Annotated in this window: 28 protein-coding genes and 2 pseudogenes; 9 read left to right on the top strand and 21 right to left on the bottom strand. The window is 66.8% G+C overall.

Annotated features, from left to right (window positions below; translation table 11 throughout):
* The 11 genes from dxs to Q8W67_RS23575 form a co-directional block, all read right to left on the bottom strand.
* A partial coding sequence (gene dxs, locus Q8W67_RS23625) for a 1-deoxy-D-xylulose-5-phosphate synthase (protein WP_305550304.1) occupies positions 1–1,927 on the bottom strand: 1,927 nt, incomplete at its 3' end.
* 43 nt (positions 1,928–1,970) lie between these two features.
* Entirely contained in the window at positions 1,971–2,231 is a 261-nt protein-coding gene (locus Q8W67_RS23620) for an exodeoxyribonuclease VII small subunit (protein WP_305550303.1), read from the bottom strand.
* A gap of 199 nt (positions 2,232–2,430) precedes the next feature.
* Positions 2,431–2,943, bottom strand: coding sequence for a tyrosine phosphatase family protein (locus Q8W67_RS23615; RefSeq protein WP_305550302.1), 513 nt, complete (start codon positions 2,941–2,943; stop codon positions 2,431–2,433).
* Between the two features lie 117 nt (positions 2,944–3,060).
* Entirely contained in the window at positions 3,061–3,621 is a 561-nt protein-coding gene (locus tag Q8W67_RS23610) for a hydrolase (protein ID WP_305550307.1), read from the bottom strand.
* A gap of 41 nt (positions 3,622–3,662) precedes the next feature.
* Positions 3,663–4,277 (bottom strand): DNA-3-methyladenine glycosylase I, encoded by a 615-nt coding sequence (locus Q8W67_RS23605; RefSeq protein WP_305550301.1) that lies wholly within the window; start codon positions 4,275–4,277, stop codon positions 3,663–3,665.
* A gap of 61 nt (positions 4,278–4,338) precedes the next feature.
* Complete coding sequence (locus Q8W67_RS23600) at positions 4,339–5,184, bottom strand: folate-binding protein YgfZ (protein WP_305550300.1); 846 nt, start codon at positions 5,182–5,184, stop codon at positions 4,339–4,341.
* Positions 5,185–5,303: 119 nt separating this feature from the next.
* Positions 5,304–5,558 (bottom strand): hypothetical protein, encoded by a 255-nt coding sequence (locus Q8W67_RS23595; protein ID WP_243909561.1) that lies wholly within the window; start codon positions 5,556–5,558, stop codon positions 5,304–5,306.
* Positions 5,559–5,716: 158 nt separating this feature from the next.
* Positions 5,717–6,172 carry a TIGR02301 family protein gene (locus Q8W67_RS23590; RefSeq protein WP_305550299.1) on the bottom strand — a complete coding sequence of 152 codons (456 nt, stop codon included), beginning with the start codon at positions 6,170–6,172 and terminating at the stop codon, positions 5,717–5,719.
* Positions 6,169–6,639 carry an NUDIX hydrolase gene (locus Q8W67_RS23585; RefSeq protein ID WP_305550298.1) on the bottom strand — a complete coding sequence of 157 codons (471 nt, stop codon included), beginning with the start codon at positions 6,637–6,639 and terminating at the stop codon, positions 6,169–6,171. Before Q8W67_RS23585 ends, Q8W67_RS23590 begins: the two co-directional genes overlap by 4 nt.
* Positions 6,636–7,772, bottom strand: coding sequence for a hypothetical protein (locus tag Q8W67_RS23580; protein ID WP_370693939.1), 1,137 nt, complete (start codon positions 7,770–7,772; stop codon positions 6,636–6,638). Before Q8W67_RS23580 ends, Q8W67_RS23585 begins: the two co-directional genes overlap by 4 nt.
* Positions 7,773–7,790: 18 nt before the next feature.
* Entirely contained in the window at positions 7,791–8,513 is a 723-nt protein-coding gene (locus tag Q8W67_RS23575; RefSeq protein WP_305550306.1) for an SDR family NAD(P)-dependent oxidoreductase, read from the bottom strand.
* A gap of 174 nt (positions 8,514–8,687) precedes the next feature.
* On the opposite strand from Q8W67_RS23575, the gene Q8W67_RS23570 reads away from it, so the two are divergent.
* The 4 genes from Q8W67_RS23570 to thiL all read left to right on the top strand — a co-directional run bounded on the left by Q8W67_RS23570 (position 8,688) and on the right by thiL (position 11,472).
* Positions 8,688–9,269, top strand: a complete 582-nt coding sequence (locus Q8W67_RS23570; protein WP_305550296.1) for a carboxymuconolactone decarboxylase family protein — start codon at positions 8,688–8,690, stop codon at positions 9,267–9,269.
* 110 nt (positions 9,270–9,379) lie between these two features.
* Positions 9,380–9,874 (top strand): 6,7-dimethyl-8-ribityllumazine synthase, encoded by a 495-nt coding sequence (gene ribH / locus Q8W67_RS23565; protein ID WP_305550295.1) that lies wholly within the window; start codon positions 9,380–9,382, stop codon positions 9,872–9,874.
* A gap of 11 nt (positions 9,875–9,885) precedes the next feature.
* Complete coding sequence (gene nusB, locus Q8W67_RS23560; RefSeq protein WP_305550294.1) at positions 9,886–10,473, top strand: transcription antitermination factor NusB; 588 nt, start codon at positions 9,886–9,888, stop codon at positions 10,471–10,473.
* 3 nt (positions 10,474–10,476) lie between these two features.
* Positions 10,477–11,472, top strand: coding sequence for a thiamine-phosphate kinase (thiL, locus tag Q8W67_RS23555; protein ID WP_305550293.1), 996 nt, complete (start codon positions 10,477–10,479; stop codon positions 11,470–11,472).
* 60 nt (positions 11,473–11,532) lie between these two features.
* On the opposite strand, the pseudogene Q8W67_RS23550 reads toward thiL, so the two are convergent.
* A pseudogene (locus Q8W67_RS23550) lies at positions 11,533–11,714 on the bottom strand (IS6 family transposase); the annotation flags it as partial.
* Between the two features lie 427 nt (positions 11,715–12,141).
* Complete coding sequence (locus tag Q8W67_RS23545; protein ID WP_305550292.1) at positions 12,142–13,464, bottom strand: site-specific integrase; 1,323 nt, start codon at positions 13,462–13,464, stop codon at positions 12,142–12,144.
* Positions 13,465–13,603: 139 nt separating this feature from the next.
* On the opposite strand from Q8W67_RS23545, the gene Q8W67_RS23540 reads away from it, so the two are divergent.
* From Q8W67_RS23540 to Q8W67_RS23520, 5 genes are all read left to right on the top strand, one after another.
* Entirely contained in the window at positions 13,604–14,230 is a 627-nt protein-coding gene (locus Q8W67_RS23540) for a hypothetical protein (protein ID WP_305550290.1), read from the top strand.
* Between the two features lie 12 nt (positions 14,231–14,242).
* A complete protein-coding gene (locus Q8W67_RS23535) occupies positions 14,243–14,497 on the top strand; it encodes a DNA-binding protein (protein ID WP_305550288.1) in 255 nt (84 codons plus the stop codon).
* The gene (locus tag Q8W67_RS23530; protein ID WP_305550286.1) at positions 14,494–14,625 is read left to right on the top strand and encodes a hypothetical protein; all 132 of its coding nucleotides are present in this window, start codon (positions 14,494–14,496) and stop codon (positions 14,623–14,625) included. The genes Q8W67_RS23535 and Q8W67_RS23530 overlap by 4 nt, the downstream gene beginning before the upstream one ends.
* A 9-nt stretch (positions 14,626–14,634) precedes the next feature.
* Positions 14,635–14,973: a hypothetical protein gene (locus tag Q8W67_RS23525; RefSeq protein ID WP_305550284.1), complete on the top strand. Its 339-nt coding sequence runs from the start codon at positions 14,635–14,637 to the stop codon at positions 14,971–14,973.
* A gap of 407 nt (positions 14,974–15,380) precedes the next feature.
* Positions 15,381–16,340 carry a hypothetical protein gene (locus Q8W67_RS23520; protein WP_305550282.1) on the top strand — a complete coding sequence of 320 codons (960 nt, stop codon included), beginning with the start codon at positions 15,381–15,383 and terminating at the stop codon, positions 16,338–16,340.
* 1,320 nt (positions 16,341–17,660) lie between these two features.
* On the opposite strand, the pseudogene Q8W67_RS23515 reads toward Q8W67_RS23520, so the two are convergent.
* The 8 genes and pseudogenes from Q8W67_RS23515 to Q8W67_RS23475 form a co-directional block, all read right to left on the bottom strand.
* A pseudogene (locus Q8W67_RS23515) lies at positions 17,661–17,786 on the bottom strand (two pore domain potassium channel family protein); the annotation flags it as partial.
* A gap of 363 nt (positions 17,787–18,149) precedes the next feature.
* Complete coding sequence (locus Q8W67_RS23505; RefSeq protein WP_305550280.1) at positions 18,150–19,937, bottom strand: patatin-like phospholipase family protein; 1,788 nt, start codon at positions 19,935–19,937, stop codon at positions 18,150–18,152.
* 23 nt (positions 19,938–19,960) lie between these two features.
* A complete protein-coding gene (locus Q8W67_RS23500; RefSeq protein ID WP_305550278.1) occupies positions 19,961–20,536 on the bottom strand; it encodes an AAA family ATPase in 576 nt (191 codons plus the stop codon).
* A gap of 80 nt (positions 20,537–20,616) precedes the next feature.
* A complete protein-coding gene (locus Q8W67_RS23495; RefSeq protein ID WP_305550277.1) occupies positions 20,617–21,738 on the bottom strand; it encodes a hypothetical protein in 1,122 nt (373 codons plus the stop codon).
* A complete protein-coding gene (locus tag Q8W67_RS23490) occupies positions 21,735–22,706 on the bottom strand; it encodes a radical SAM protein (RefSeq protein WP_305550275.1) in 972 nt (323 codons plus the stop codon). Before Q8W67_RS23490 ends, Q8W67_RS23495 begins: the two co-directional genes overlap by 4 nt.
* On the bottom strand, positions 22,703–23,275 hold the full coding sequence (locus Q8W67_RS23485) for a DUF4186 family protein (protein ID WP_305550273.1): 573 nt from the start codon (positions 23,273–23,275) through the stop codon (positions 22,703–22,705). The genes Q8W67_RS23490 and Q8W67_RS23485 overlap by 4 nt, the downstream gene beginning before the upstream one ends.
* Complete coding sequence (locus Q8W67_RS23480; RefSeq protein WP_305550271.1) at positions 23,268–24,653, bottom strand: helix-turn-helix transcriptional regulator; 1,386 nt, start codon at positions 24,651–24,653, stop codon at positions 23,268–23,270. The genes Q8W67_RS23485 and Q8W67_RS23480 overlap by 8 nt, the downstream gene beginning before the upstream one ends.
* The gene (locus Q8W67_RS23475) at positions 24,650–25,087 is read right to left on the bottom strand and encodes a hypothetical protein (RefSeq protein WP_305550269.1); all 438 of its coding nucleotides are present in this window, start codon (positions 25,085–25,087) and stop codon (positions 24,650–24,652) included. Before Q8W67_RS23475 ends, Q8W67_RS23480 begins: the two co-directional genes overlap by 4 nt.
* Positions 25,088–25,844: the final 757 nt, after the last annotated feature.

Raw genomic sequence — 25,844 nt, 5'->3', positions numbered from 1 at the left:
CGGTCCTGGCGATGGTGGCGGCGTCGAGGCCGGCCTCGGCGTACATCTTCTCCGGGCTGTCGTGGTCCTGATACAGGTCGGGCAGCGTCAGCGTCCGGACCCGCACCCGGCCCGCATCCAGCGCGCCCTGCTCCGACAGCAGGTGCAGCACCATCGCGCCGAACCCGCCCCGCGAGCCCTCCTCGACGGTGATCAGGACCTCGTGGGTCTTCGCCAGGTCCAGGATCAGCGCCTCGTCCAGCGGCTTGGCGAAGCGCGCATCCGCGACCGTGACCGCGACGCCCTGATCGGACAGCGTATCCGCCGCCTTCAAGGCCTCGGACAGGCGCGTGCCCAGGCTGAGGATCGCCACACGCGCCTCCGGGTCCTGCCGCACCAGCCGGCCCTTGCCGATGGCCAGGACCTCGCCCCGCTCCGGCAGCTCGACGCCCACGCCCTCGCCGCGCGGGTAGCGCAGCGCGATCGGGCCCGAATCGTGGGCATGCGCGGTCGCCACCATGTGCACCAGCTCGGCCTCGTCGGACGCCGCCATCACGGTCATGTTCGGCAGGCAGCACAAGTAAGCCAGGTCGAACGCGCCCGCATGCGTCGCCCCGTCCGCTCCCACCAGCCCGGCCCGGTCCAGGCAGAACCGCACGGGCAGGTTCTGCAGCGCCACGTCGTGCACCACCTGGTCGTAGGCCCGCTGCAGGAACGTCGAGTAGATCGCCACGAACGGCCGGTAGCCTTCCGTCGCCAGGCCGCCCGCAAACGTCACCGCGTGCTGCTCGGCGATGCCGACGTCGAAGGTCCGGTCCGGATGCGCCTTGCCGAACAGGTCGATGCCGGTGCCCCCCGGCATCGCCGCGGTGATCGCCACCACCTTGTCGTCCGCGTCCGCCGCCTTGATCAGGCTCTCGCCGAACACCCGCGTGTAGGCCGGGGCGTTCGGCTTGGCCTTGGCCTGCACGCCCGAGACCACGTCGAACTTCACCACCCCATGGTAGCGGTCGGCCGAGGCCTCGGCCGGGGCGTAGCCCTTGCCCTTCCGGGTGACGACATGCAGCAGGATCGGGCCGTGCTCGGCGTCGCGCACGTTCTTCAGCACCGGCAGCAGCTGGTCGAGGTTGTGCCCGTCGACCGGCCCGACATAGTGGAAGCCCATCTCCTCAAACATCGTGCCGCCGCCCACCACCAGCGAGCGGGCATACTCCTCCGCCGCCGCCGCGCGCTGGTAGAGCGCCTTCGGCAGCAGCTTGCCGAGCTGCTTGGCGGTCTCGCGCAGGGACTGGTAGGTGCCCCCCGAGGCCAGACGGGCGAGATAGCCCGACATCGCGCCCACCGGCGGGGCGATCGACATGTCGTTGTCGTTGAGGATCACGATCAGGCGCGAATGCAGGGCGCCGGCGTTGTTCATCGCCTCGTAGGCCATGCCGGCCGACATCGAGCCGTCGCCGATCACCGCGATGGCGTTGCGGCGCTTGGCCGGGCGGCCCGGCGACACGCCCTTGGCCTTGGCGGCGGCGGTGTCGAGGTCGCGGGCGACCGCCATCCCCAGCGCGGCCGAGATCGAGGTCGAGGAATGCGCCGCGCCAAACGGGTCGTAGACGCTCTCGCTGCGCTTGGTGAAACCCGACAGCCCGCCGCCCTGGCGCAGCGTCCGGATGCGGTCGCGGCGCCCGGTGAGAATCTTGTGCGGGTAGCACTGGTGGCCGACGTCCCAGACAATCCGGTCGTCGGGCGTGTCGAACACGTGATGCAGCGCCACCGTCAGCTCGACAACCCCAAGCCCAGAACCGAGATGCCCGCCCGTGATCGAGACCGCGTCGATCATCTCGGCCCGCACCGCGTCCGCAACAGCCTGAAGCTCCGACTCCGGAAGCTGGCGCAACGCCGAAGGCTCGGGAATACGGTCGAGAATCGCGCTCAGCTCGGGGGAAATCGCCACGGCATCAACCTCTATCGGACAGGATCGGTCTGACCGCCGAGCCTCAGGATATATCGAGCGGCGCCACGCCCTCGGGCCGCCCGTCGGAGCCGAGGGTGATCCTCTGGATCCGCGCCTCGGCCCGCTTCAGGAGCGCTTCGCAGTGCTTCTTCAGCACTTCGCCGCGCTCGTAGATCGCTACCGATTCGTCCAGCGGAACATCGCCCCGCTCAAGCCGGCGCACGATTTCTTCGAGTTGCTCCAGGGCCTTCTCGAAGGGCAGGTCGCCGGCGGCCGCGGCCGCCTCGGGTCTGCTCGCGTTCATCCCACACACATCCTTTGGGTCGGTTCTAAGGCCGCAGCCCCTGCGGCCACAACCCAGGCGAGGGCGACGCCGGCCCGGTGCGCAACGTTTTGGAGCGTCGCGGCGGCGTTTGCGCCACACTCCGCGCTCCTTGCGCCCCCCTGGATCGGTTGCGCGCCGAGGCCACGCCGCAGGCAATTGCAGGTTTTGTGAGGGACCCTCAAGCGAAGGCGAGGCAGAACGGTGTGCCCTCGAAAGCCTCGGCACCGCGGCCGATCCGCGCGATCGCCGCGACCATGCGGCCGTCACGGCCGAGCATCCGGTCGGCGATGGCCACGAACAGGGGGTTGGGTGTCGCGGACGGCGAGGCGGCCCGCAGGGCCTCTGCGATCGCGCCCTCGTCGCGCTCCGGCGCCAGCGCGCAGGCCGCGATATAGGCCGCTGCGGTCGAACGGCTTATCCCGGCATAGCAGTGGATCACGAGCGGCTTGTCCCGGGGCCAGGCACGGGCGAAATCCAAAATGCCGGCGACATGTTCTTCAGCCGGCAAAACATGCCCATCGCGGGGCTCGGCGATGTCGCTGACCCCGATGACCGCGTGGTTCTCGGCCTGGATCAGGGCCGGCCGCTCCAGCGGCGTGCCGACGTTGATCAGCGTGAGCACGTGGCTCGCCCCCGTGGCGGCGACGGTCTCGGGCAGGCGGGAGAGGGGGCAGACGTGGAGGGTCGTCATGGTACCCGAGGAGGTGAGCCGCAATCGTGACGGATCGAGGGCGATCACATCGTCGCGGAACGTGGTCGCCGGTCATCGGAAAAAGCCGATCTGCGGGCAACGGCCGATGACATCGCTTCAGAACCGGCACAGGGCCCGGAAGCGCGCGAGGAACCGCACCTCGGCCTGCGCGGTCGGCCAGGGCTCGACCAGCGCCAGGACCGTCTCGGGCAGGTCCGCGGCCGCGCCGAAATAGCGCTCGGCCTCCTCGGGCGCGAAGCCCGCGAGCCGCACGGCCTCGACATGGGCGGCGATCCGGTCGGCCCGCTTCACCAGTTGGCCGAGCGCGGGCGCCGGCGTGGGCAGCTCGAACCGGCGGCGCACGGCGGAGAGCAGGCGCAGCTCGACGCCCCGATAGGCATCGCCGATCGCGGCCTTGAGCGGGGAGATGATGTCGCCGACGACGTATTCCGGCGCGTCATGGAGCAGCAGCTCCAGTCCCTCCGGGTCGCCGCAGACGGGGTCGATGTGGCGCCCCACCGCCTCGACCAGCAGGCTGTGCTGGGCCACGGAGAAGACGTGCGGGCCCCTTGTCTGGCCGTTCCAGCGGGCGACCCGGGCGAGTCCGTGGGCGATGTCGGCGATCTCGATGTCGCGGGGCGCGGGATCGAGGAGGTCGAGCCGCCGGCCTGAGAGCATCCGCTGCCAGGCCCGCGGAGCCGGGTCTTGCGGCGTCTCGGTCACGCCGCGTGCCCCAGCCCGGCGCAGGGCCCATGTCTGTGGCAGCCGACGAGGTGGTCGTTGACCATGCCGACCGCCTGCATGAAGGCGTGGACGATGGTCGGCCCGCAAAAGGCGAAGCCCTCCGCCTTGAGCGCTTTGCCGATCGCCCGCGACACCGGCGTCTCGGTCTGGATCTCGGCGCGGGTCCGGGCGGTGCCCTGGATCGGTTGCCCGTCGACGAAATCCCAGAGGAAGTGCGCGAAGCCCGGACCGCTCTCCTCGATCCGCAGCCAAGCCCGCGCCCCCGCGATCGTGCCCAGGATCTTGGCGCGGTTGCGGATGATGCGGGCATCCCCCATCAATCGCGCCACGTCGGCCTCGGTGAAGCGGGCGATCACCTCCGGGGCGAACCCCGCGAAGGCGTCGCGAAACCCCTCGCGGCGGCGCAGGATCGTGATCCAGGACAGGCCCGCCTGGAAGCCGTCGAGGATCAGTTTCTCATAGAGCGCGCGTCCGTCACGCTCGGGCACGCCCCATTCGGTATCGTGATAGGCGACGTAGAGCGGGTCGTGGCCGGGCCACCAGCAGCGGGCGCAGCCATCGGGGTGCTCGATCAGGCCGGTCTCGGACATCCGCGTGGTTTAGCGAGAACAGGGGCGGAACACCATCGCGGGGACGCGACAATCGACCCCGTCAGGTAAGCAGCGCCTCCGGCATCGCGAAGCTGGCGTAGGCCGGTCGTTCGAAGGTCACCGGAACATCTCCGGCCCGCGGAGCCTCGCCGGACGCGAGCGCGTCGCCCAGGCGGTCGAGCCGCACCAGGGCGAGGCCGCGCGCACCCGCCGCGCTGCCCGTCGTGCCGAGGACCTTGCCGCCGGCCGCGATCTCGGTGCCGGGCGCGGGTGCACCCTCCGGGTATCGGGCGGCGAGCAGCCGGGTGCGGGCCGTGCCCCGGTGCTGCATGCGCGACACGACCTCCTGGCCCACGTAGCAGCCCTTCTTGAAATCGATGCCGCCGAGTTGGTCCATCAGGGCCTCGTGCGGGAACGCGTCGCCGTAGGCATAGTCGTGCCCGCCCTCGGGCACGGCGAGGCCGATGCGATGCGCGTGATATGCGGCTTCCGAGGCATCGGCCGAGAAGGCCCCCTCGGCGGCGTAGAGCCGGGCGCCGAGATCCGCGTGGCGGGCATCGGCGACCGTGGCGGTCTCCGCCGCCGGAGAGGCGCCGGCCCAGGCCGCCGCGACGAGCACCGTCGGGTCGACCGCGATGGTGACCTGCGCGCGCAGCCGGTAGAGCATCAGGCGTTTGGCGAGGTCGGCGGCGCGGTCGGCCGCCGTGTCGAGCCGGAAGCCGTCCGGGATCCGCGAGATCAGGAAGTCGAACAGGATCTTGCCCTGCGGCGACAGCAGGGCGCCGAGCCGCGCCTCGTTGGCCTGCAGCGTCTCCACGTTGCAGGTCAGTACGCCCTGGAGCAGCGCCGCGGCGTCCGGCCCGGTGACGGTGACGAGAGCGCGGTCCGGCAGCAGGGCGACGGGCATGGCAGGCGGGTCCTCACGCAACGGGGCGACCCGACAGGACGGATCGCGAGGCAGGGAGGTAGGTGCTGCGCCTCCGCGCCTCAACCGCCCGGATTGCGCGGAGGCTGCTCTCGGGTGCCTCAGTGCTGGAGCGTCGTCGTGAAGGCGCCGCCGCGGATGCGCTCCGGAAAGCCCTCGGCATAGCGGGCGGTGGCCTCCTCGCCGTAGGTCATCACCAATTCCTGGAAGGCCGCGAACAGGGCCGCCTGGGCCATGCAGTCGCCATCGAGCCCGTCGAGACAGCCTTCCGCGAACGCTTCCGAGACGTAACTCAGCGCGACGCGCTTCTCCTCGACATCGACCTCGATGGGGGCGGTGTGAGAGATGTGCTGCATGACCCGATACTTCCGTTGCGCCGGGCACGGGACCCGGCGGACGAACGGATGATAAGCGGCTCCCCGCGGCTCGGCCAGCCGGGAATTTCAGATCGGTTAACGCGGCGGCTCGAAGTTGATGCTTTTCCAGGATGCAAGCGGGGTGTGTTGCTCCTGCATCACCCGCCGAAACGACCGGCCAGCGCGTGCGACAGCCGGTCGCCCTCGATGACGTAACGCGCGGCCGCCTCGTGGGCGGCCGGGGTGCAGACCCGGTAGGTCAGCGCGTAGCCGCGGTAGCCGCGATTGTATGCGCCGGCGAGCCGGTCCCGGCGGGCCGGGGTCACCCCCTCCGACTCGATCAGCGCCTTCATGCGGGCCGGCCATTCCGCGGCGTCGGGGGCCGCGCAGAGGCCGCGCAGGAAAGCCAGCGCCCCGATGATCTCGGACATGCGCATCAGATCCCGGTCGTACGGGGCGGGCACGTCCGCCGAGGGGCTCGCCTCCTTCGGCGCGTCCTTCGCAGCCTCCTTGGCGGTCTCCTTGGCGGGCGCCGGACGGCCGGCGCGCTGCTGCGCCAGGGCCGGCCCGGCGAGGACGGCGAGCAGGCACAGGATTGTCACGGGAAGCCTCACGCGCTCGCCTCCCGGCCGGCAATCCGCGCAAAAGCCTCGCGCAGGGTCTCGATCAGGCCCGGCGTCGTCTGCAGGCCGGCGATCTCCGCGAGCGTCACCCAGCGGACCCCGAGGGCCTCGGGCCCGGCCGCGGGCTCGCCGCCGCGCCACAGGGCGGCGTGCGGGTGGACGACGTAGTGGTGGCGGGCGCGGGCCGCCTCGTCCCGGACGATGATCTCGGTGGGCGAGAGCACGCCGACCACCTCGGCCGACACGCCGACCTCCTCGGACAATTCGCGCAACGCCGCCTCGGCCAGGGTCTCGCCGGCCTCCACGAGACCGCCCGGCAGCGTCCAGACGCCGCGCATCGGCTCGTTGGCGCGGGCGGCCAGCAGGACTCTGTCGCCCCGGATCACCGCGATCGAGGCGCCCACGAACGGCCGCGCCGGGAACAGGCGGCCGCCGGCATCGGCGGTGCCGTCCGTCATGGCTTGCCCCCGTCCGGCGCCACGACGGCGACCCGCCCGTCGGCGAGGCCGACCACCAGCCGCGCCGCCGCACCCTCGCCGAGGATCACGATGCCGGTCGTGGCCGGCGACGGGAGCGGGACGCGCAGGCGCTCGTGCAGCGATCCCTTCGCCTGAACGAGGGCGATCTCGGCCCCGCCCGCTACCGGCAGAACGATCTCCGGGATGCCGGTCGGCGGGACCGTGACGGCGAGGTCGGAATCATCCTCGCCGGCGGCGTAGCCCGCGGCCTCGCCGGCGGGCTCGATCCTGTCCGGAGCCAGCGTCCAGAGCTGCAGCAGGCCCCGGCCGCTGACCGTGGCAGCCTGGAGGGCGCCGAAACCGGAGAAATCCGCGATGCCGGCGATCTTCAGGGGCGGCCCGGGCTGCGGCGGCGTGCGGGCCGTGACGGTCCAGGCCGCAGCCGTGTCGCCGCCTGGGCGGCCGATCAGCGCGAGCCCGCCCGCATCCGCCCCCGACAGTGTCGCGGCCAGGAGGGCCGGGCGGCCGGCGAGGCGCAACAGGCGGGGACGCAGCGGCGCGAACACCGCGTCGCCGCCCGCCGGCACCGAGGCGGTGGCCACCGGGACGGGCTTCGGATCGGCGCTGACGGCCATCGGCTGGCGTTCACGGATCGTCAGAATCGCGGCGGCGTCACCGCCGTCGGGGGCACGGGTTCGCCCGGTGAGGTAGGCGCTGAGCGGCCCCGAGAGCGCCCGGCGCGAGCCCGGCAGGGCGCCCCGCGGCGTCTCGGCGGCGGTCAGCCCCTCCACAGCCTCGTGCCCGATCGGCCGCACCGTGACCGTGCCGTCGGCGAGGGCCAGCACGGCCCCCCCTTCGTCACCCCAGACCACGGCGATCGGGGCGCTCTCCTCTTCGCCGACCGGGTGGCCGCCCTGTTGCCCGCTTGTCGCCCGGGCGATCGGCAGCAGCCCCGACGTCGCCACGGAGACCGCGGCCTCGCTCCGGGGCCCGCGCAGGGCGCGCACCTTGAAGGGCAGCTCGAGGATCCGGATCCCGGGCTCCGCCTGGGCGCCGGCGATGGGGGCTGTGCTCAGCAGCACACCGAGGAGAATCGCGAAGCTCCGGCGACGCGGCGCCGCGCGATCACGCATGACGGTCGGGCCTGCTGGTCAAACGTGCTGACCGCCGTTGATGTGCAGTTCGGCCCCGTTCACGTAGGACGAGGCCTCGGTGCACAGGAAGTAGATCGCCTTGGCGACCTCGTCCGGGGTGCCGAGCCGCCTCTGCGGGATCTGCTCGACGAGCTTCTCGGTGCCGGGGGACAGGATCGAGGTGTCGATCTCGCCCGGCGAGATTGCGTTCACCCGAACCCCGAGCGGCCCGAAATCGGCCGCCATCTCGCGGGTCAGGCCGGCGAGCGCGGCCTTGGAGGTGCCGTAGGCGGCGCCCGCGAAGGGATGGACCCGGGATCCCGCGATGGAGGTGACGTTGACGATCGAGCCCTTGGCCCGGGCGAGTTCGTCGCGCAGGCCCCGGGCCAGCAGGATCGTGGCGAAGACGTTGACCTGGAAGACGCGCTGCCACCCGTCGAATTCGGTGGCGAGCGCACCCAGGCGCTCGCCGCCGGGCCCCTTGGGCGAGATGCCGGCATTGTTCACGAGGGCGTGCAGCACGCCGCCCTCGGCGTCGAGCCGCCCACGGACCTCCTCGATGGCCCGCATCGTGTCCTGCGCGTCCGCGAGGTCGACCTGGAGATGGTCCTCCGGGCCCATCTCCCAAGGGCAATTCTCGGGGAACGCGTGGCGCGAGCAGGTGATCACCCGCCAGCCGGCCGCCGAGAAGCGCTTGACGGTGGCGTGGCCGATGCCCCGGCTCGCGCCCGTGAGCAGCATGATGCGCCGGCGTTCGTTGACGGGGATGGCCAAAGCCGTAAGCCTCGCTGGCGTGTTTAGGATCGCGGCCGGGTGTCGGCGCGGGTCGTGCCGGTGAGCCTGAAGGGTCTAGGCTCACGGGGGCCGGAAATCCAGAGTGCGTCGCGTTCAAGCATGAGGATGGGAGCGAGCACGATGACGCGCACGGAGACGCCTACGGACCGCATGCCGGAGATCCCGGCCGGCAGCCTGTCGGAGGCGCAGGCCGCCGCCGCGGAGGCGTTCCGGGCCGAGCGCGGCGTGCCGGTGTTCGGGCCGTTCGTGCCGCTTCTGCGCAGCCCCGAGCTGATGCTGTGCGCCAGCCGCATGGGGCTCTACCTGCGCTACGGCAGCGCCCTGCCGCTGCGCATCAGCGAGTTCGCGATCCTGATCGTCGCCCGGCTGTGGAATCAGCAGGTCGAGTGGCACATCCACCACCCGATCGCCCTGAAGGCCGGCGTCGCGCCGGAGACAGCGCAGGCGCTGGCCGAGGGGCGCCGCCCCGGGAGCATGAGCGCCGACGAGGCCCTCGCCTACGCGTTCTCGACCGAGCTGCAGCACAACCGCGCGGTGAGCGAGGCGACCTACGCGGCGGTGGTGGACCGCTTCGGCGAGCAGGGGGCGATCGATCTCACCGGCATCAACGGCTACTACGCGCTGCTCGCCATGACCATGAACGTCGCCCGCACGGCGCTGCCCGAGGGGGCGTCGACGCCGCTGCCGCCGCTGGTGCCGTAGCCGCCGCGCCGCTTGTGGCGCCGGCCGCTTCGGTCTAACCGTCCCTCATCCAGCGGGCGCCCGATGCGCGGCACCCCGCCAACCCCCGAAAAATCGGCCGGACGAGAGCCATGGTCGCCCATCCCCGCGCCGGCACGGCGCCGAAGCCCACGGACCCGGTGCTGGCCGGCGCCAGGATCCTCGTCGTCGAGGCGCGCTACTACGACGGAATCGCGGACGAACTCCTCGCCGGCACGCTGGCGGCGATCGAGGCGGCCGCCGCGCATGCCACCGTGGTCACCGTGCCGGGCGCCCTGGAGATTCCCGCCACGGTGGCGATCCTGCTCGATGCGGAGCCTTACGACGCCGTGGTGGCGCTCGGCTGCGTGATCCGGGGCGAGACCGGCCACTACGACATCGTGGCCGGCGAGAGCGCCCGCGCCCTGATGGATCTCTCGGTCCAGCGCCGGGTGCCGCTGGGCAACGGCATCCTCACCGTCGAGACCGAGGCGCAGGCGCTGGCCCGCGCCCGGGTCGCCGAGATGAACAAGGGCGGCGGCGCGGCCGAGGCGGCGCTCGGGGTGCTCGCCCTCAAGCGCGCGGCCGAGGCCGCGCGCCCGCGATGACGGGAACCGACATGACCGGGACGACCGAAACCAATCCGGACGACACCGCCAAGGACACCGTCAGGACAATCAGTCCGCGCAGCGGCGCCCGTCTCTCCGTGGTGCAGGCGCTCTACGAGATGGACATCTCCGGCAAGGGCGTTCTCGACGCGCTGGCCGAGTTCGAGGCGTTCTGGATCGGCCAGGAGGTCGACGGGATCGCCCATCCCCAGGCCGAGACCGCCTTCTTCCGCGACCTGCTGCGGGGCACGGTCGACGAGCAGCGCGCCATCGACCAGACGCTCGACCAGGCCCTGGCCCAGGGCTGGCCGCTCCGGCGCATCGAGATCGTGCTCCGGGCGATCCTGCGGGCGGGTGCCTACGAGCTGATGTTCCGGCCCGACGTGCCGGCCCCCGCGGCGATCTCCGAATATGTCGACGTGGCCCATAGCTTCTACACCGCCGACGAGCCGGGCCTCGTCAACGCGGTGCTCGACCGGGTCGCCCGGGATGTCCGGCCGGGCGAGGTCAGCGCGCCCAAGGCCTCCGGCAAGACAGGCGCCGGAAAATCGGCCTCCGGAAAGCAGGGCTCCGGGAAGCCGCCCGCCCGGAAGGCCTGAGCCGTGGCCGGGCCGGGACGCGCCTCCGAGGAGGGGCTGATCGCCCGCTACTTCGCGCCGCTGGCGGGGCCGGGGGCGGACGGCCTGCGCGATGACGCCGCGACCCTGACCCCCACGCCTGGGCACGACCTCGTCGTCACCGCCGACGCGGTCGTGGCCGGGATCCACTATTTCCCCGACGACGCGCCCGGCTCGGTCGCCCGCAAGGCGCTCGGCGTGAACCTGTCCGACATCGCCGCCAAGGGGGCGGTCCCGCGCGGCTTCCTGCTGACCCTGGCGCTGCCGGACGACTGGACGGAGGACTGGCTCGCGGCCTTCGCGGCGGAGCTCGGACGGGCCGCCGCGCAGGCCCGCTGCCCGCTGCTCGGCGGCGACACCGTGCGCTCCGGCGGGCCCGCGCTGATCGGGGTCAGCCTGTTCGGCGAGGTGCCGGGCGGCACGATCGTACGGCGCACCACCGCGCGGGTCGGCGACCGCATCTGCGTCAGCGGCACGATCGGCGACGCGGCGCTGGGCCTGCGGCTGCGCCTGGAGCCGGACGCGGCCTGGGCGGCCGCCCTCGATCCGGCGCTGCGAGCAGTGCTGGCCGACCGCTACCTGCATCCGCGTCCGCGCCTCGCCCTGGCTCTCGCGCTCCGCCGCCACGCCTCTGCGGCGATGGACGTCTCGGACGGGCTCGCGGGCGATCTCGCCAAGATGCTGGGCGCGGGCCGCAGTGCCCGCATCGAGACGAGTTCCGTGCCGCTCTCGGGGGCCGCCGCCCGGACGCTCGAAGCGCAGCCCGACTTGATCGACGCGATCCTGACCGGGGGGGACGATTACGAGATCCTCTGCACGGTCGCGCCGGAGGAGCTCGAGGCCCTGCGGGCGGCGGCGGCGGCGGCCGGGATTCCGCTCACCGCCATCGGCACGGTCACCGCGAGCGACGGGCCGCCCGGCTTCGAAACGGGCGACGGCGCCGTGCGCGTGTTCGCGGCCGGGGCGTTCAGCCACTTCTGAGTGGTGTGCCGCCAACTCTCGGTTGAGACACGGACGGGCCTCGACGGTCCTATGTTCCGGCTTGTTCGCGACGTGAAGTTCGAAGCCGTGTGCGAGCGGCGGGTTCTGTTCGCGCACGGTCCAGGCGCCAGCGAGCCCGAATCGCTCGTGCGGCCAGAACATGCCCTCGAAGCGCTGGATGGTGCGCCGTGCCGTACAAACGAGCGCAAGCTGCCGACCCGTGGCATCGGCCGCTTGACTCGGACCCTTCAAGCGATTGCCCTGGCCATGGCCGACGATCAGGTTGATTGCGTCAACAAGCCGACCGAGATGGCTCGCACGAGCACATCACGCCTGTCGGCGCCCCGACCCCCTCGGCTCTGGCCGCTGCAGGGACGCCACGCACAACGTCGTGACGTTCATCGAAGACCAGACACACCGCTTCTACGCGTACGAAGGTAGGCGCCTCGCCTGAGTCGGCGTCGTGTCGGCACGCCTGCGATCCAGCTCTCGTCGTGGAATCGCATCGGCCGGGTGCCAGCTGACCCCACCTGTAAACACGTGTCTCGAAGGCCTCTTCGAGCGACTGCCCGTCACGCCATATCCCTTCTCTCGAAGGGATATGGCGTGGCGACCCCGGTTGGGCTCGAACCAACGACCTGCCGCTTAGAAGGCGGCTGTCGCGGCCGATTAAGCTGTTGCTGATGCGCTGTTTTTCAATGCGTTGTCGTTGCCGTGTTGCGTCGATGTTGCTGGTTCAATCGCGCCGAGCACAGAAAGCTCGCCTGCAGTAACAGCTCGGCGATCCGTCCGGCCGGCCCGGAACAGGTGCCCGTAGACTCTCTGCGTGAACTCGGGCGATTCGTGCCCGGCCCATTCCGAGACTTGGCCGATCTTCGCTCCCTCATCGATCCAGAGCGACACGGCGAAGTGACGGAAGCTATGCGCTGTCCATCGTGGCGAGCCATCGGCCGCCACGATGCCGAGAGCGATTTGCAGCGGCCCAAGCTGCCTATTCACGATGTTCGGGTAGCCGATCGGTGTTCCCTTTTCTGACGGGAAAACCAGATCTCCGTCTCCTGTCGTTCCGGCTTGCCAGTTCGCCAGAATCGTCGCGAGTTGAGGGCCGATTGGCACGCTGCGCAGCGCTGCCGCCGTTTTCACGGTGTCTCGAACATTGTAGCGGTCGACGCCCTCTCGCACCTTCAGGTGCTCGGGCTCAACGCTGGCCCAGGACAGTCCGCGAGCCTCACCGATCCTCAAGCCGGCGAGAGCCATCGTGGCAAGGAGCGGCCGCAGCCAAGACGTGGGCCGGAAGGTTTCGACCTCTGCCCCAGGGTGCCGTGTGCGGAAGGCGCGCACCGCCCTAATAGGATGGTCGGCTGAGACCCGCTGCACTTCGATGATGCTAGCTACCTCCCCGCCTCGCTCGCGAGCGATCAGGAACAACGCATCGGTATCGGCCGCCGCGGCAAGCATCGCCCTGACGACCTCACGCTCAGGAATTCGGATCGTCTCTTCGACCTCGCGAATCTCTGCGCGCCGAGTCTTGCGCCGGCTCCGAAGCGATCGGACCGGATTAGCATGGGCGAGGCGTCGACGGATCGCTTCATCAAAGATGGCCCCGAGCACGATGCGCGCACGGCGGCGTGTGTCGTCGGTCCGCCCGTCAGCCTTGAGCCGCTCGAGCCAGTCACCGACGTCCGCTGGATGCAATTTCGGGAGCAGCCGGGTGCCAAGGTAAGGCTTCACATGACCCAGATAGTAGACCCTGTAGTTGTGCAGCGTCGCGCGGGCGGCTTGATCCGCCTCAAGGGCAGCGATCAGTAGAGCATAGGCTTGATCGACGGTGCTGGCCGCCCGGTCCGGAACATGGCTGCCGGCCGCCACCTCGCTTCGGACACGGACCATGAAGACGTCGGCTTCTTTCCGCGTGTCGAATTGCTTGAACCGTCGCTGCCCCACGTTGTCGCTGTAGGCGGCAAGCCATTTCACCTTGCCGCTGGGGAGCATCCTTTTCCGAATCGATGCCACTGCACGACCTCCTAGTCCGATTGGGTTCGGCTCAGCGCCATGCTATCACGCCTCTTTCGGGATTATCCAGATAGTCCGTTGACGTCCTATCAGGATCATTCTAATTGTGAGTCGTGCAATGGTTCTGTTCCGAGACCTGATCCATACCATCGCCGAAGCCGAGGCTATCAGCGAGGTGGCGGTGACCGGGATCGGTCAGTATCTGCGAGATGCTGGACTCATATCCAAACATGGCCGGGGTAAAGCGGCAGCACAGATGACCGTCCAAGACGCTGTTCATCTGTTAATTGCAGTGAACGCTACCGATCTGGCGAAAAATGCCGCGCAGACAGCTGAGGAATATCTCAAATTGTCTATAGCCCCGATGCCCAAAAATCAGCGAAGCGATGCGGTCTCTGCATTCGTAACTACTGAAGGTCATAATCTCGGCGAGGCGTTGAGTTTCATTTTGCGTGCTTTAATGCCAGTCGATGGTCAGAGAAGCGACTTCGACAAGATGTTGGAAGAGACAAATACAACAATCGAAGTCGGTTTTGGGCGTCCGATAGCATCCGCCTACATTAAGATTTGTTGGAACGGGCCTCGCAATCCAGGCGATCCATTCAGCGGTTCAGATAGATTCGAAGAGCTTGCTTTTGCTCACTACTGGGGCAATAGCGGCTTGTGGTCGCAACATCAGGGTCAACGAGAGCTGCGCATCATAGATCATACAGTATTTCGAGCTGTAGCCTCCAATTTAGCCTAGCAGGAGAAACAAATGAATGCATCTTCATCGCGCCCTTCGGAGGCGAACGACGTTGGCTTGCCTCTTGCCAAGGATCTTATGACGGGCGCTGAGGCAATCGCCCGCTTCATGTTCGGCGACGCGAGCGAGACCAATAAGCGGCGCGTATATCACGCGGCCAGCGAGCTCGGCCTGCCAACTTTTCGCATTGGCGCCACGCTGTGCGCCCGCCGCACGACGATCCTGGCCTGGATCACGAAGCAGGAGCAGCAGGGGAGCGAAGCGTGAGCGCGACCGTTTTGGGCGCCGGCGGCTCGAAGCCTGAGAACCCAATGGAATGGGCGTTTCAGGTCCGGATCGGCAGCTTCCGGAGCATGCCGGCGGGGCCGCTCGAATTGTCGGCCACGGTGCATTGAGGGGACGCCATGGCTGAGTCGAGGATCATCACCGACCCATTCGAGGCGGATTACCTGCACCTCTGGTTCATGGCCGAGAGTTCATGCGAGTTAGATCTAGCTCAAGTGGTGCCCCTAGACGGCCGAAGCCCCGCCGAAACGATGGCCGATGAAATCCGTCGCCTCGATGGGGAGGGCGAGCCGGAATATACCGCCCGTGTAACGGCGGCGGCCGTCGCTTATGGCGAAGAGGAGCTACGGCACTTGGAGGAAGCGGTGGCTATCTATCGAGCCGCCATCAAGTTGCTGCGGCAGCCCCGTGCCAAATTCACGCGAATCGCGCTGCGCGTCGTCTCGCCCAGCGGCTGAACATCGGATTTTCCGACGACATCGCGCTCGACCCACGGTCCGGGCGCACCAAATCCAATTTCGTGCCATGGGATCGATCCGGAATTTAATTTGAGGCGCCGCGATGCGCCCAACCTCGAAACTGGACATCGCCCGCAAAGAGGCCGTGTCCACCACGAACAAGGGACAGGCGGTGGTGACCGCAACCCACCGTGACGGGCGCGGCATGGTGCACCTGTCCCTTTGGCGGAAGGCACGCGGCGCAGCTCACGGCGTCAGCAACCTGGACCTGACGGTACCGTAAGCAATGCGCCTCCGGGCGATCCTCACCGAAGCCATCCGGGCCGCTGTGCCCGAAGACGCCGCCCTTGCCGGTGTCCCTGAAGTCGATTGCGCCGGGCATGGGCCGGCCGGCGAGGTGTCCCAAGATGGCGGACGCAACGGGCGAGAAGCAGCCTAGGAAGCCCCGAAGGCCGAAGCGGGAGATCGGCGCGGAGGAAATAGCGGATCAGCGAGCCCGGGCCGAATGGACCCGTCAGAAGCTCGAAATCCTAGAAGCCGTCCTTCACGATCCCCGCATGAACGCGAAGCGGTTCCGGCTTTTCGCCTACGTCCTGCAGCGCACGAATTATCGCAACCGAGTCGGGATCGTGCACGATCAGCAAATCATGGATGAGGTGCCCGGCTTCGGAGACGACGAGTCCATTCGGCGCAATCGCAAGGCGATCCGCGAAATCGGCTGGTGGGATTACACCCCAGGCCGCGGCACTCGCTCGACCATCTACACGCCGCGGGCCGATCTAATTGGAGGCGTCATGAGCCTAATTCGGATCAAGGCGGAGGCTCGAAAGGAAGCCCACGCCTATCGGAAAGAGGCGCTCCGGTCCGGAAAAGAGACCCTCGAACAGCAGCATCAAACCACCAACGAAATGAGGGGTAAGCGGGTAAGGAGGTCCCCTCAAAATGCTGGTGAATTGCCCTGCGAAAATGAGGGGATAACACCTTCACTGACACCTTCAGGATACGGGGAAGAGGCTACCGGAAGGAGGCAGGATGTAGAGCTACGTCCTGCCGCTCTGACCCCTCAGGCTGAGGTGGTGTGCCCTGACTGCGGAACGGTGGCTGAGGCTGGCGTGATGGCCGGACCTCGATGCACCGAATGCGAGAGCGAGGCATTGCGGTTCGAATCGCAGGGCCGGGAATTACCCCGCTCAGGGTCCGGGGAATTCCTCTGCATCGATTGCATGGCCGAAACGCAATTGGTCGCCCGGTACAAATCGGAGCCCTATTATCCGTTCTGCCGAGACTGCATCGAGGCAAGCGAATTCCCCGATGTGAAGCTGATCGCGGCTCAGAAAAGCTATGCTGACGCCTCGCGCGGCCGGTAGCTGCCCAACCCTGCCGCTACGATGCCCCGTCCGTGGCCAGAATTGGCCGCTGGCGGGCTTCGTCGCGTCGCCGCTACCCTACCCACCGGTCAAGCAATTCGAGGCCGTCGCTGACGCTCCGTAATTCGAAGTCCGAACCCGTGCGCCAAATGTATCGTTTGGAATTAGCGGTCCCGAATAAGCACCATCCGAATTAGCTGCGAGGCGTATTAGAATTCGGAATTCGCCGGCCAATTGCGCCGGAGTCCAGCCCCGGAACGTGAGTCCAATTCCATTGCTTATCGTGGTAGCATGGCCGCTGTGATGCGTAGGCGTGGAGTCCGGATGTGTCGCTCGACCTCTATCCTCGCGGAACATTCATCGGCTCGATCGTGAGATCCCGGGCCGGATCGGTCTACCCCCTACGGCATCGAGGGCGAGGCACTCGGCTGCTACCACTACGTGGACGCGGCAGGGCTGGCGCTGACCGAGCGCACCGGCCTGCCGCTTGAGGCGGTCTGATCCACAGCCATTGGCAGGGGGGGATCGAAAGTCTAGCCGATAGGTGGTTTGGACCGCAAATGGTCCCATGCGCAGATATTTTTCGCGCGGCACCGATTTCGCAATTCAAGTTGGAGGTAAGAAATGACCGGTCAGCACGGCGGAAGCCGCCCAGGTGCGGGGCGGAAACAAGGGCCTGTAATCGCTCCCGAACCGATCCTTGCCTTGGCCGACGTCCTTTGGCGCCTGCCTCACTCAGCAGCAGGCCAGCAGAGGCGATACGCAACGGCGCTGGCCGCGTATGGGGCCACTGATAAAGAAATCGCTGCGACCCTCGCGATCGAGCCTGTCGTATTGGTGGAATCTTTCGGTACTGACATTGAGATCGGTCGCACCGTTCTGCGAACCAACATCCGGCACGAGATCTTGCGCGCTGGCTTGGGCCAGGGCCGTCCTTTCTCCGTGGCGGCAGCCAAGACGGCGCTGCGCTGGCTCACGCCACCCGGAACAGGATGTTGACCATGTGCTTTCGCTATCCCCCTCTATCCGTGACGCGGGACAAGGTCGGCCCAGCGCCTCGTTAGGCATAAGCCGTACCCTGCCATTTCTGTCGCGATTTAGGGTCCGGCTCGCGGCCGATACGTCAGCGTCTAATCGCCTCGCGGCACCTCAGTAAGATCGTGGAATCGGCCCCAAAAGCGGTGTCTGTTGGCCCGCAAGCTCGACTATTCTTCGTCGGCGTAACACCAGCTGTAAGTCCGTACGTCCGCAGTTTTGAGGCGGCTCGCCCTACACCGCGCCTTCGAGAGTTGCTCGGATAGGCCGAGCCGATCCTCACCGCAGGAGGGCGACCCGACCGGCGATCAGGCCAGTCCCGATGCGCGCGTAGAGGACCGTCAGGGAGATGTCGGCGAGGACGAGACCCATGACGAGGGCACCCAACGCTTGCTCCAGCCAACGGGGCATCAAGGCCCTACAGCATGGGAAGCCGGCGCGGCCGGGGGCCTAGCGGAACGGCCGCGTCGATCCGGGCAAGTTCGGCTTCCGTCAGCCGCAGCGCGCCGGCACCCGCGTTGTCGGCGGCATGCTTGGGGCTGGACGCCTTGGGATCGTGAAGGAGGACGGCCGCCTCACTAGGAAGCGGAGCGCCACTTGGCGCGCGGTCGCGCCGTGGATTGCTGCGATGTCTCCAAACACGCCACCGCCCGGCCGAGGCGTCACGGACAAGATTCGGAGAACTGGTCCGCACTCGAATGACGTCGCAAGCCTACCCGCCGCGGTCCTTACAGTGCCGCTAAATTAATTGCGAAATCCGATGCAATATCTCGTCTACCGTGTCGCGCGATCGATCTGGAGCTGCCGATCTGGCGATGGACAAGTCTTTGTTTTTCTAGCCGAGACGTAATACCCCGCCTGCGGCAGTGGCATCCAGTCGCTGGAAGGCGGTTGATCCCCCCCGGCCGAGAGGTCGGCAAGACCGTATCCAGCACGGTCCATCCAGAGGTCGACGAGTGCATCGCCAATAGCGGCGAGTGTGTCTTCGACGTATGCCTCAAGGAGGAGGCGGTCGTCGGCCTCATCGAAGTCGATGCAGAGGGCCGCTACAGGCTCGGTGCGCGTCGACGGGCAGCCCTTCGACCATTCGACAGGATCGGCGAACATTGGGACACAATACACGTGGGTCACGCGGGTCGGGCGTAGCGCGTGGATGAGCTTAGTCGCCGGCGCTTGCCGCGCGGCCTCGTCGAGGTCGGCCACTCGCAGGAGCACAGGCTCGCGTCGATCCAGACAAATGACTTGGGTGGCACTGCCGCGGCGGAACGTCAGCACGTCGTCCGCCTCCCCCTCATAGAAGGCAGAGTAGACCACCCTGGCGAACTGGGCGTCCGTCGGTTGGATGAGGTAGGCGCGGACGATTCCGGACGCGCTGGCTACGTCACGGACAATGTCGCAAACCTTGCGTAGCCGCCCCTGCATCTCGCCGGGATCGCGCGGCCCAAGTTGGCTCGCAAAGTACGCCTGCACGCAGGCGCGGCCCTCCCGATAAAGACCGAGGCGCTCCTTCATGATCGTGTGGAAGTCCGTTGATTTGACATGTGTCCTCACCCGCATGGGATGAAGATCATCGATGCGCCGGCTCTCCAAGTCGCCGCGCCCCCACATCGCGGCGGAAATGATGCGCCTCGCTACTTCGACCAGCCCCGGCTCACCGTCCCCGGGCCAAGCCTTCGCTTCGTCGATGAGCGCATCATCGACGCGGAAGCCGAATGTCGGGATGATCGACTCTTGGTTGGCTCTTTCGCTGTCCAGGGTCCAGGCCGGAAAATTTGATAGAAGGCCGCCGTCGACGTAAGCGTCGTCGTCAATCCGGCGCGGCTTGAATACCAGCGGGTAGGAAGCCGACGCCATCGCGGCCTCTGCGACGCTCATTCGAGGGTTGGACGCTCTGTCGAAGACGACCATCTTTCCGGTCGACAGGTTCGTCGCGATGCAGGCGAGCGGGATCGGCAGGTGCCAGAAAGTAACAATCGTACCCGGCTGCAGGCCGAGACGCTCACCGAGGCGGTCGTTTAGCCAAGCGGTGAACCGTGCGCTGTCGAGAACGCCTGATCGACCATAGACAGTCCGCAACAATTTCCAGTGAAAAGCGGCCAACGGCACCGCCGTGGCGTAGGCCGGCGGGGCCGCGATCGACGCGAACTCCAAACTCCGGAGGTAGCGTCGGCCGAACGAAAGGAGTTTGGGGGAGACGAACCGTGACCAAGCCCGGCCAGCGGCGCGCCCCTTCATCGCCTTTACTATACCCCGGCCCTGAGCCGACATTTGGGAACACCGGTCGAGCCAAGTGCGAAGTCGCTTTAACCGCCCGTACTCAATCGGATCGAGAAACTCCTTGATGACGTCGACCGCGAAGAGTCCACTCTCGCGACCGTGGTCGTCCGCCTCGTACAGCTCAGTGCTGGTATAGCCCGCAGCGACGAGAGCGGCCACAATTGCGCCAATGGACGTGCCGGAGACGCCGGCGAACCGGATCCCCTTGTCCTCGCACGCTTTCAGGGCCCCCAAATGGGCGTAGCCGCGTACGCCGCCGCCCTCGAAGACGCCGAATGCCCTCACGTCAGATAATGCACCGAGTAAATTTAAGCCGCTTCGGGACGCTCACTGCCGGTGGCAGACCACTCTGCAGCTTTCTGCATCACCTGTGCGACCTGCAGCACGATCGGCAGCTCACCGTTGACCGTCAGGCTCGCATACTGCGGAAGGATGCGGGAGACTTGAGCCTCCGTGATGTCATTATCATAGCGCGCGACTAGGCGACGCTCGACGTCGTCCCGTTCCATCACGCGCTGCTCGCGCGTGGAGCCAGGGGTCACAACGTGGACCAAATGGACGGATTTCGAGTCGAGCTGTCGCTTCAGCTCCATCAACACTTCGACGTGCCGAACGCCCTCGACGATCAAATGCTCGCTGCGTGGCTGCGGCCGTTGGGCAAGGACCCGCTCGACGAATTGGTTGCACTGGGTCAGCACCAGCGCTTGACCGAGCTGTTGAAGGACGGAGCGGTCCTTTGGGTTCTCGCCATTTTCTTCGGCATACCGGCGGACTTCACGACCGAAGCTAACGCGGTCAGCGTGGAGTGCCTCGGCCAATTTCTCGGCAAGAGCAGTTTTACCTGCGCCGATCCCACCGGATATTGCGATCACAAAGCCCGCCATGGTTGAACTCCGCGACTCCGCGCCCTGCCGACCGGAGCCTACACGGAAAGCATGTCTCCGGTCGATGACCTGCCACTCAGTTAGGTGAAATCCACCGTTCGTTCCATAGCCGCGATCTCATCCAGCATCGCCGCCCGAAACTGACGCTGCCACGGTTGAGGCGCCGGTTCTTCGAGAGCCCTCTTGATAGCCTCCGGTCCAATGTCGCCGACGTTGGTGGCGTACGTGTTCCCCGAAGTCCACACGCTGGCAATCTCGCGTGCGGGATCGGTCCGACTGATCGAGCGGGCGACACCCACGTCCGGAGCATTCTCCTGCGATGCAAGCCGGCGGATCCAGATGCGGGTCGCCCCAAGCCGCATCTCGCGCCAACCGTCACCCACGGCGCGCGTCACATAACGCCCCCGTGAGGCGCTAGGACTTGGCGTGCATGTGTACAGGAGGCCGGTCCGCCATCTGGGACTAATGCCGGTGATGCCGACCGCTTCCAGGCACCGTAGTTCGAAGAACGGCGTTGCGTAGCGCACGCGCTCTACGAACTCGGCTGCGGAGAACCCAAGCACCGAAGGAGTGGTCGCCAATGCGGACAAGCGCTGTGCGCTGGACGGCGACGTCAGGTGGTCAGGCGCGCAGATGAGCACACGCCCATCCGCGACTGCGGCGTGCAACCCGGTCTCGATGAGCGGCAGCGCCACATCATCGTACCATGGCGGATCGAGCGCAACTGTCTGGAATGTACTCGCGGGAATGTCCGGCAGGTCGACGAACCGGCAACCGGTCATAGCGGCCCTGAGTGCGGCATCGATGGGATCGCCGTCACGTGACGCGATCACAACCCGGTGCGCCAAGCCGCGATCATAGGCGGCCAGCGCGACGGACGGCATGGCGATTAGCAGGATGTCGCCGGCGTGAGACGCCGCGGAGAGGATGGCATCGAGGACGCGCTCGGCACATTCGCGCGTGAAACGCCAATCCGCGTCGAGGGGATGGGCGAGCGGCAGACGGCGATCCGAAGAAATCCGGGCGGACGGCCATTTGATACTCGCGAGGAGCCGCCGGGCCTCCGCGCTAGGGCTTTCGGCGAGCAGCCGCCTGACGTCGCCCGGCCAAGCGCCCTCGCAAACCTCGGTGAGTGCGGCGAAATCTGCGGCTCGTGGCGCCTCGCGCTCGACGAGATGCGCTAGCCGAAGCATCGCGCTCACTGGGGTAAAGCAACCGCGCGAGTAAGCGTCTCCCAATGCTCTAGGAGCTCCCACTGTCTTTCGAGAGCGCGCTCTCGTGAGGCGTCGATGCGCCCCACCATGGTCTGAAAGCGCCCGATGAAGAGCGGCACGGTCCGAGCCGGCAGGTCGGGACGGATCGCGATCAGACGCTCTAGAATCGCTTCGACCTGTGCCCGCGGGCAAGCGCTCGGTGGGCCGACGAGCGGCAGATAGACGTAGATGTCGATCGCCGACCGGGCGTAGCCTGCGAGGATCGTGAGCTGACGCTCGAAACCGTCCGGGTGCGCTCGAGTGTTGAACGCGAACGATGGCGCATCGAGCCCTTTCAGACAACAAGCCCGCCCGTAATTTGGGTATCTCGCGATCACATCCAGTATGGGCTTGCCCTTGCCATCGAGGAGGCGGTCTGACGACAGGTTATCGTCTGACCACACGAACGTGGTGCGCGACGCACCCCGCCTCTCCACGGCCTCCAAGGTCCAGGCGATCCATTCGGGGGCGAGATCGGGCGATCCGCCGCTGAGGTCGAGGATGGGTGGACGCTCGTTGAGCCCAAGATAGGCGTCGACGAGTGCGTCCGCGGTCCGCCAAACGGACCTCTCGGGAGCAGCCCGAAGGGAGGAGTACGGGACGTAACAGTACCAGCATCGCCAAGCGCACGCGGCGAGCTGAAACACCTGCGCGGTCATCTCAAGCGGCGGCTGAACGCCGAGCCAGCGTGCAGCCGGAGCGATGGGCAGCGGGTTGTCCGGCCAGCCCGGAAGGACATGCCGCTGGAAGTGCCTGACACGCCCGAGGCCGTCGCAATTTGTCGGCGCGGACAGGTCCCTCTCCTGAAGGGTACCGCAGATCCGCGACACGAGCACGCTGCGCGTCTCCGGATCGATGATGCGCGAACGCAGGCTCGCGTCCCTATAGGGTGTATCAAGCCCCCGAGCGCGCATCATGGCCCCGGGTCGAGGGGCGGCAGTCGTTCATCTAAGTACGCGACAATCAAATCCTCGCAGTATCGCGCCTCTTCTGGCATCAAGTCACGGTCTGCCGGAATGGCATGCCAGTAAGATAGGCATTTGCGGCAACAAGTCGCCGTCGCGTGCTGGGCGTAGAACAATACATTGCCCTCAAGCTTGGTCTGCCGACCGTCAAACCCGTTGGCCTTCTTGCCGATCGAGGATCTTATACGGTTTGCGACGCTGCTCAGAACCCCATCCCGTCCCTTCTTCCGAGCGAGCTTAAGCGCCTTCTCGTCGAATGGCTTCGTCCAATAGTGCTCCCTGATCATCTCATGGCGCATAGCGGCGAACGTGTAGGCCACGTCGCCGATATCACGGGCGCGCAGACGGACGATGTCGAAGGTCGGTTGAGCGCCGCAAGAGCGGCATGCTCCGAAGACGTGCGTGCCTTCGACTTTGCGTTTCTGTAGGTAACAGTGTTGGTCGTTCGCACAGTCCGTCGAGGTGCACGTCACCTTGATTGACGGGAGGGGAGCGTCGAGCTCGGCGAATGGATCACTCATCGCGCGTTTCCAGAATCTGTCGCAGTACGGCGGCCTCTGTGCTGCCGAGCGTATGGAAGTCAGCCTCCTCGATGAACACGTCGCGGACAATCTTCCAGGGATCATCTCCCGGCGGTTGCAGGTTCTCCGCCGTCCCCCACCAGTTGATACCGCTGGTAGCTTGAACGTCGTCCGCGACCAGATTCGCCAGGATGCCGACCGGGATCCTATAGATGTTCGCGGTCTCCCGGACCACTGCGGACAGCCGCGCGACACTGCCCTCGGCGCGCCGTGCGATCATGGCAAACGCATCCGCGAGGCTTCCGTTGGTCAGGACCATGGCGGCGTAACGGTTCGCTCGGCGCTCGCTCAAGGCCTCGCGTCGCTCCCGCGACGTCTCGTTGCCCTCGATGAGGGTAAAGTCCTCCGGTTCGGAGACGATATGGAAGATTTCATGGACGAGGTTGAACAGCCACCGCGACGCATGACGTGACGAGGGTTTCAGCACAGCTGTCGCGCGCCCGTCGATGCGCCTAGCGGCCCCGTGGAAAGCGACTTTATCCCGCAGGCCAATGACGCCGATCCCGAGTGACCAGCACTGGCGCACCGCAGTTCTTAGGTCGACCGCGTCCTCCGGAAACAGCAAACTCCGCATGTCGCGCCACGATGTCGGCAGGTCTGCGGTGCGTCGAGGCTGGGTCGCCGCCACGATGGTGCACACGCCCTCAACATAGGCCGCGTAGGCTCGCGTGCGCTCCTGCTCTGCGTTGGCCGGAAGCTTGAACCGCAGCGGCACGGGGGCGAAGCCTCTCCCGCCCACGAACTCCGCTGCACCATGTCCGAAGAGGCGTTCAAGACGCCTGTCGATCTCGTCGTCGCGCGCGATGCCCTCATATCGAGACGGTAGGATCACGTCGTCGTAGACTTCTCTTGGGAGGCCCGCTTGCGTCAGGAGTGTCCGCAAGGGCGGGCGCAGGGGTGCATCCATCTGCACTCGTGCGCGGCCGCGCATGGTCACCGGCAGGACCGAGGCGATCCTCTGCATGACACTGACGGGCACACGCGAATAGCCGTCGCGCTCCCATTGCTGGATTTTCAGCAGCGACTGTCTGGTTTCGCGCGCAAGCTCAGCTTGGGTTAGACCCGCCACGATGCGCCCTTGAATCAGAGCCTGGGGCAAATCGGCCAAACGATCGACGACAATCTCCTCGACCTCACCCGAGGTGAGATTATCGTAACGTGCGAGGTCGTCCTCCAGAACGCCTATCTGGTCGCGGATATCCCGCATCTGCAAGTCGCGCAGCCACGATGGGTCATGGGCCGCCAAATCAGACAACGCCTCGTTGAAGCGCCGAATGCGGTCTCGGGCGATCTCATACTGAGCCTGGGTCACGATCACGGCACGCTTTCGAGATTCAGCCGTACCAATCCTTTCGGGATCTCGTCCAAATCCCGTCGAAAGAACTCGCGAAAGGTGTACCGGGGGGCGCTGGGAACTGACTCCTCATAGGCGTAAACCTCGCCAAGGTACTCGGCCTTCATGATCTCCTTGCTGCCCATTAAACGCAAGCGCATCAGCGCGATAGGGGACAATCCCGTGTAATCACAGCAGGCGTCGAAGTCCCCCGGAAATTCCTTCTGGGTGACGAAGCTGCCATCGATCAAGAACAACACGCACCCCTCGTCACGTAGGGCGGCGGCGAGCCGTTGCAGACCGGACAGGAGGTATCGCCTGTGAGCGTTCCACGCGAAGCGGGTCGTCAGCTCATCCCAGTCAGCCGGATGCTCCCCTTGGGGCAGGTAACCCGTGACAGGGTCAAAATCCGGAATCATTGGCAGCCTGCACCAGAGCGCACTTTAGTTCGATCACCCAGCAGGCCGTCGTCCATCAACGCCCCCCCCAACCGCGGCTGCTTCTTTTAAGATCGGGCAAGGCAATTGCAAGTTGGTTACAATCAGTTCTGCACAACCGCCAGCCTATAGCCTTGCCATCACCAAGCTGCTAGTTATTCAGCAGCGATAGCTGCCTTTGCGGTTTACCCTGGGCCACCATCGTTATCCTCGCGGATGGCGCTTACGGCATTCAGTGCATTGGGCCTTGAAGGCGGCACCTACAATGCACCATACCGCTTTCGGCCGGCATGGCGCCTTCGTTCTCGCAGTCCTATTCGTGATGCTCAAAGGTGCAACGCGAGTTCGGGGGGCGAGCCGCATGCCCTATCGAGCTGCCTTATAGCCGATGCGCCGACCATTCGGACCGCGAAAACTGGTCCGCTCTTGCAGTAGCAGCCGGAGCATTGGCGCGCGATCGTCGGGGTGACAAAGAAAATCAGCAGGAAGCCGGCATCCAGAGCGCGGCTCGGCAATGCGGTCCTGGGCCCTTCTTGTGCCCTTCATGACCCAATCGTCGAAGGCTGATACCGAATCACAGCCGCAGTACTCCGCCACCTGCTCGCGGCCCAGCCTTCGAGGAAGCATGCCGACCGGTCGCTTTGTCATTGTGCCGAAGCTCCCCCGACATGCAGGGCTGAGGCAGACCGCAATTTTGGCTGTACCATCCCGACAGGATAGCCGACCAGCATCGGCTTTC

The organism is Methylobacterium sp. NEAU K (assembly GCF_030700285.1).
In the GTDB taxonomy this organism is placed as follows: domain Bacteria; phylum Pseudomonadota; class Alphaproteobacteria; order Rhizobiales; family Beijerinckiaceae; genus Methylobacterium.
This window is presented reverse-complemented; position numbering and strand designations above follow the sequence as displayed.

What these genes read in the sequence shown, in the direction of transcription:
- Q8W67_RS23620 (WP_305550303.1), bottom strand. Translation starts at nt 2,231, where the DNA reads ATGAACGCGAGCAGACCCGAGGCGGCCGCGGCCGCCGGCGACCTGCCC.
- Q8W67_RS23615 (WP_305550302.1), bottom strand. Translation starts at nt 2,943, where the DNA reads ATGACGACCCTCCACGTCTGCCCCCTCTCCCGCCTGCCCGAGACCGTC.
- Q8W67_RS23610 (WP_305550307.1), bottom strand. Translation starts at nt 3,621, where the DNA reads ATGCTCTCAGGCCGGCGGCTCGACCTCCTCGATCCCGCGCCCCGCGAC.
- Q8W67_RS23605 (WP_305550301.1), bottom strand. Translation starts at nt 4,277, where the DNA reads ATGTCCGAGACCGGCCTGATCGAGCACCCCGATGGCTGCGCCCGCTGC.
- Q8W67_RS23600 (WP_305550300.1), bottom strand. Translation starts at nt 5,184, where the DNA reads ATGCCCGTCGCCCTGCTGCCGGACCGCGCTCTCGTCACCGTCACCGGG.
- Q8W67_RS23595 (WP_243909561.1), bottom strand. Translation starts at nt 5,558, where the DNA reads ATGCAGCACATCTCTCACACCGCCCCCATCGAGGTCGATGTCGAGGAG.
- Q8W67_RS23585 (WP_305550298.1), bottom strand. Translation starts at nt 6,639, where the DNA reads ATGACGGACGGCACCGCCGATGCCGGCGGCCGCCTGTTCCCGGCGCGG.
- Q8W67_RS23580 (WP_370693939.1), bottom strand. Translation starts at nt 7,772, where the DNA reads ATGCGTGATCGCGCGGCGCCGCGTCGCCGGAGCTTCGCGATTCTCCTC.
- Q8W67_RS23575 (WP_305550306.1), bottom strand. Translation starts at nt 8,513, where the DNA reads ATGCTGCTCACGGGCGCGAGCCGGGGCATCGGCCACGCCACCGTCAAG.
- Q8W67_RS23570 (WP_305550296.1), top strand. Translation starts at nt 8,688, where the DNA reads ATGACGCGCACGGAGACGCCTACGGACCGCATGCCGGAGATCCCGGCC.
- ribH (WP_305550295.1), top strand. Translation starts at nt 9,380, where the DNA reads ATGGTCGCCCATCCCCGCGCCGGCACGGCGCCGAAGCCCACGGACCCG.
- nusB (WP_305550294.1), top strand. Translation starts at nt 9,886, where the DNA reads ATGACCGGGACGACCGAAACCAATCCGGACGACACCGCCAAGGACACC.
- Q8W67_RS23545 (WP_305550292.1), bottom strand. Translation starts at nt 13,464, where the DNA reads ATGCTCCCCAGCGGCAAGGTGAAATGGCTTGCCGCCTACAGCGACAAC.
- Q8W67_RS23540 (WP_305550290.1), top strand. Translation starts at nt 13,604, where the DNA reads ATGGTTCTGTTCCGAGACCTGATCCATACCATCGCCGAAGCCGAGGCT.
- Q8W67_RS23535 (WP_305550288.1), top strand. Translation starts at nt 14,243, where the DNA reads ATGAATGCATCTTCATCGCGCCCTTCGGAGGCGAACGACGTTGGCTTG.
- Q8W67_RS23525 (WP_305550284.1), top strand. Translation starts at nt 14,635, where the DNA reads ATGGCTGAGTCGAGGATCATCACCGACCCATTCGAGGCGGATTACCTG.
- Q8W67_RS23520 (WP_305550282.1), top strand. Translation starts at nt 15,381, where the DNA reads ATGGCGGACGCAACGGGCGAGAAGCAGCCTAGGAAGCCCCGAAGGCCG.
- Q8W67_RS23500 (WP_305550278.1), bottom strand. Translation starts at nt 20,536, where the DNA reads ATGGCGGGCTTTGTGATCGCAATATCCGGTGGGATCGGCGCAGGTAAA.
- Q8W67_RS23490 (WP_305550275.1), bottom strand. Translation starts at nt 22,706, where the DNA reads ATGATGCGCGCTCGGGGGCTTGATACACCCTATAGGGACGCGAGCCTG.
- Q8W67_RS23485 (WP_305550273.1), bottom strand. Translation starts at nt 23,275, where the DNA reads ATGAGTGATCCATTCGCCGAGCTCGACGCTCCCCTCCCGTCAATCAAG.
- Q8W67_RS23475 (WP_305550269.1), bottom strand. Translation starts at nt 25,087, where the DNA reads ATGATTCCGGATTTTGACCCTGTCACGGGTTACCTGCCCCAAGGGGAG.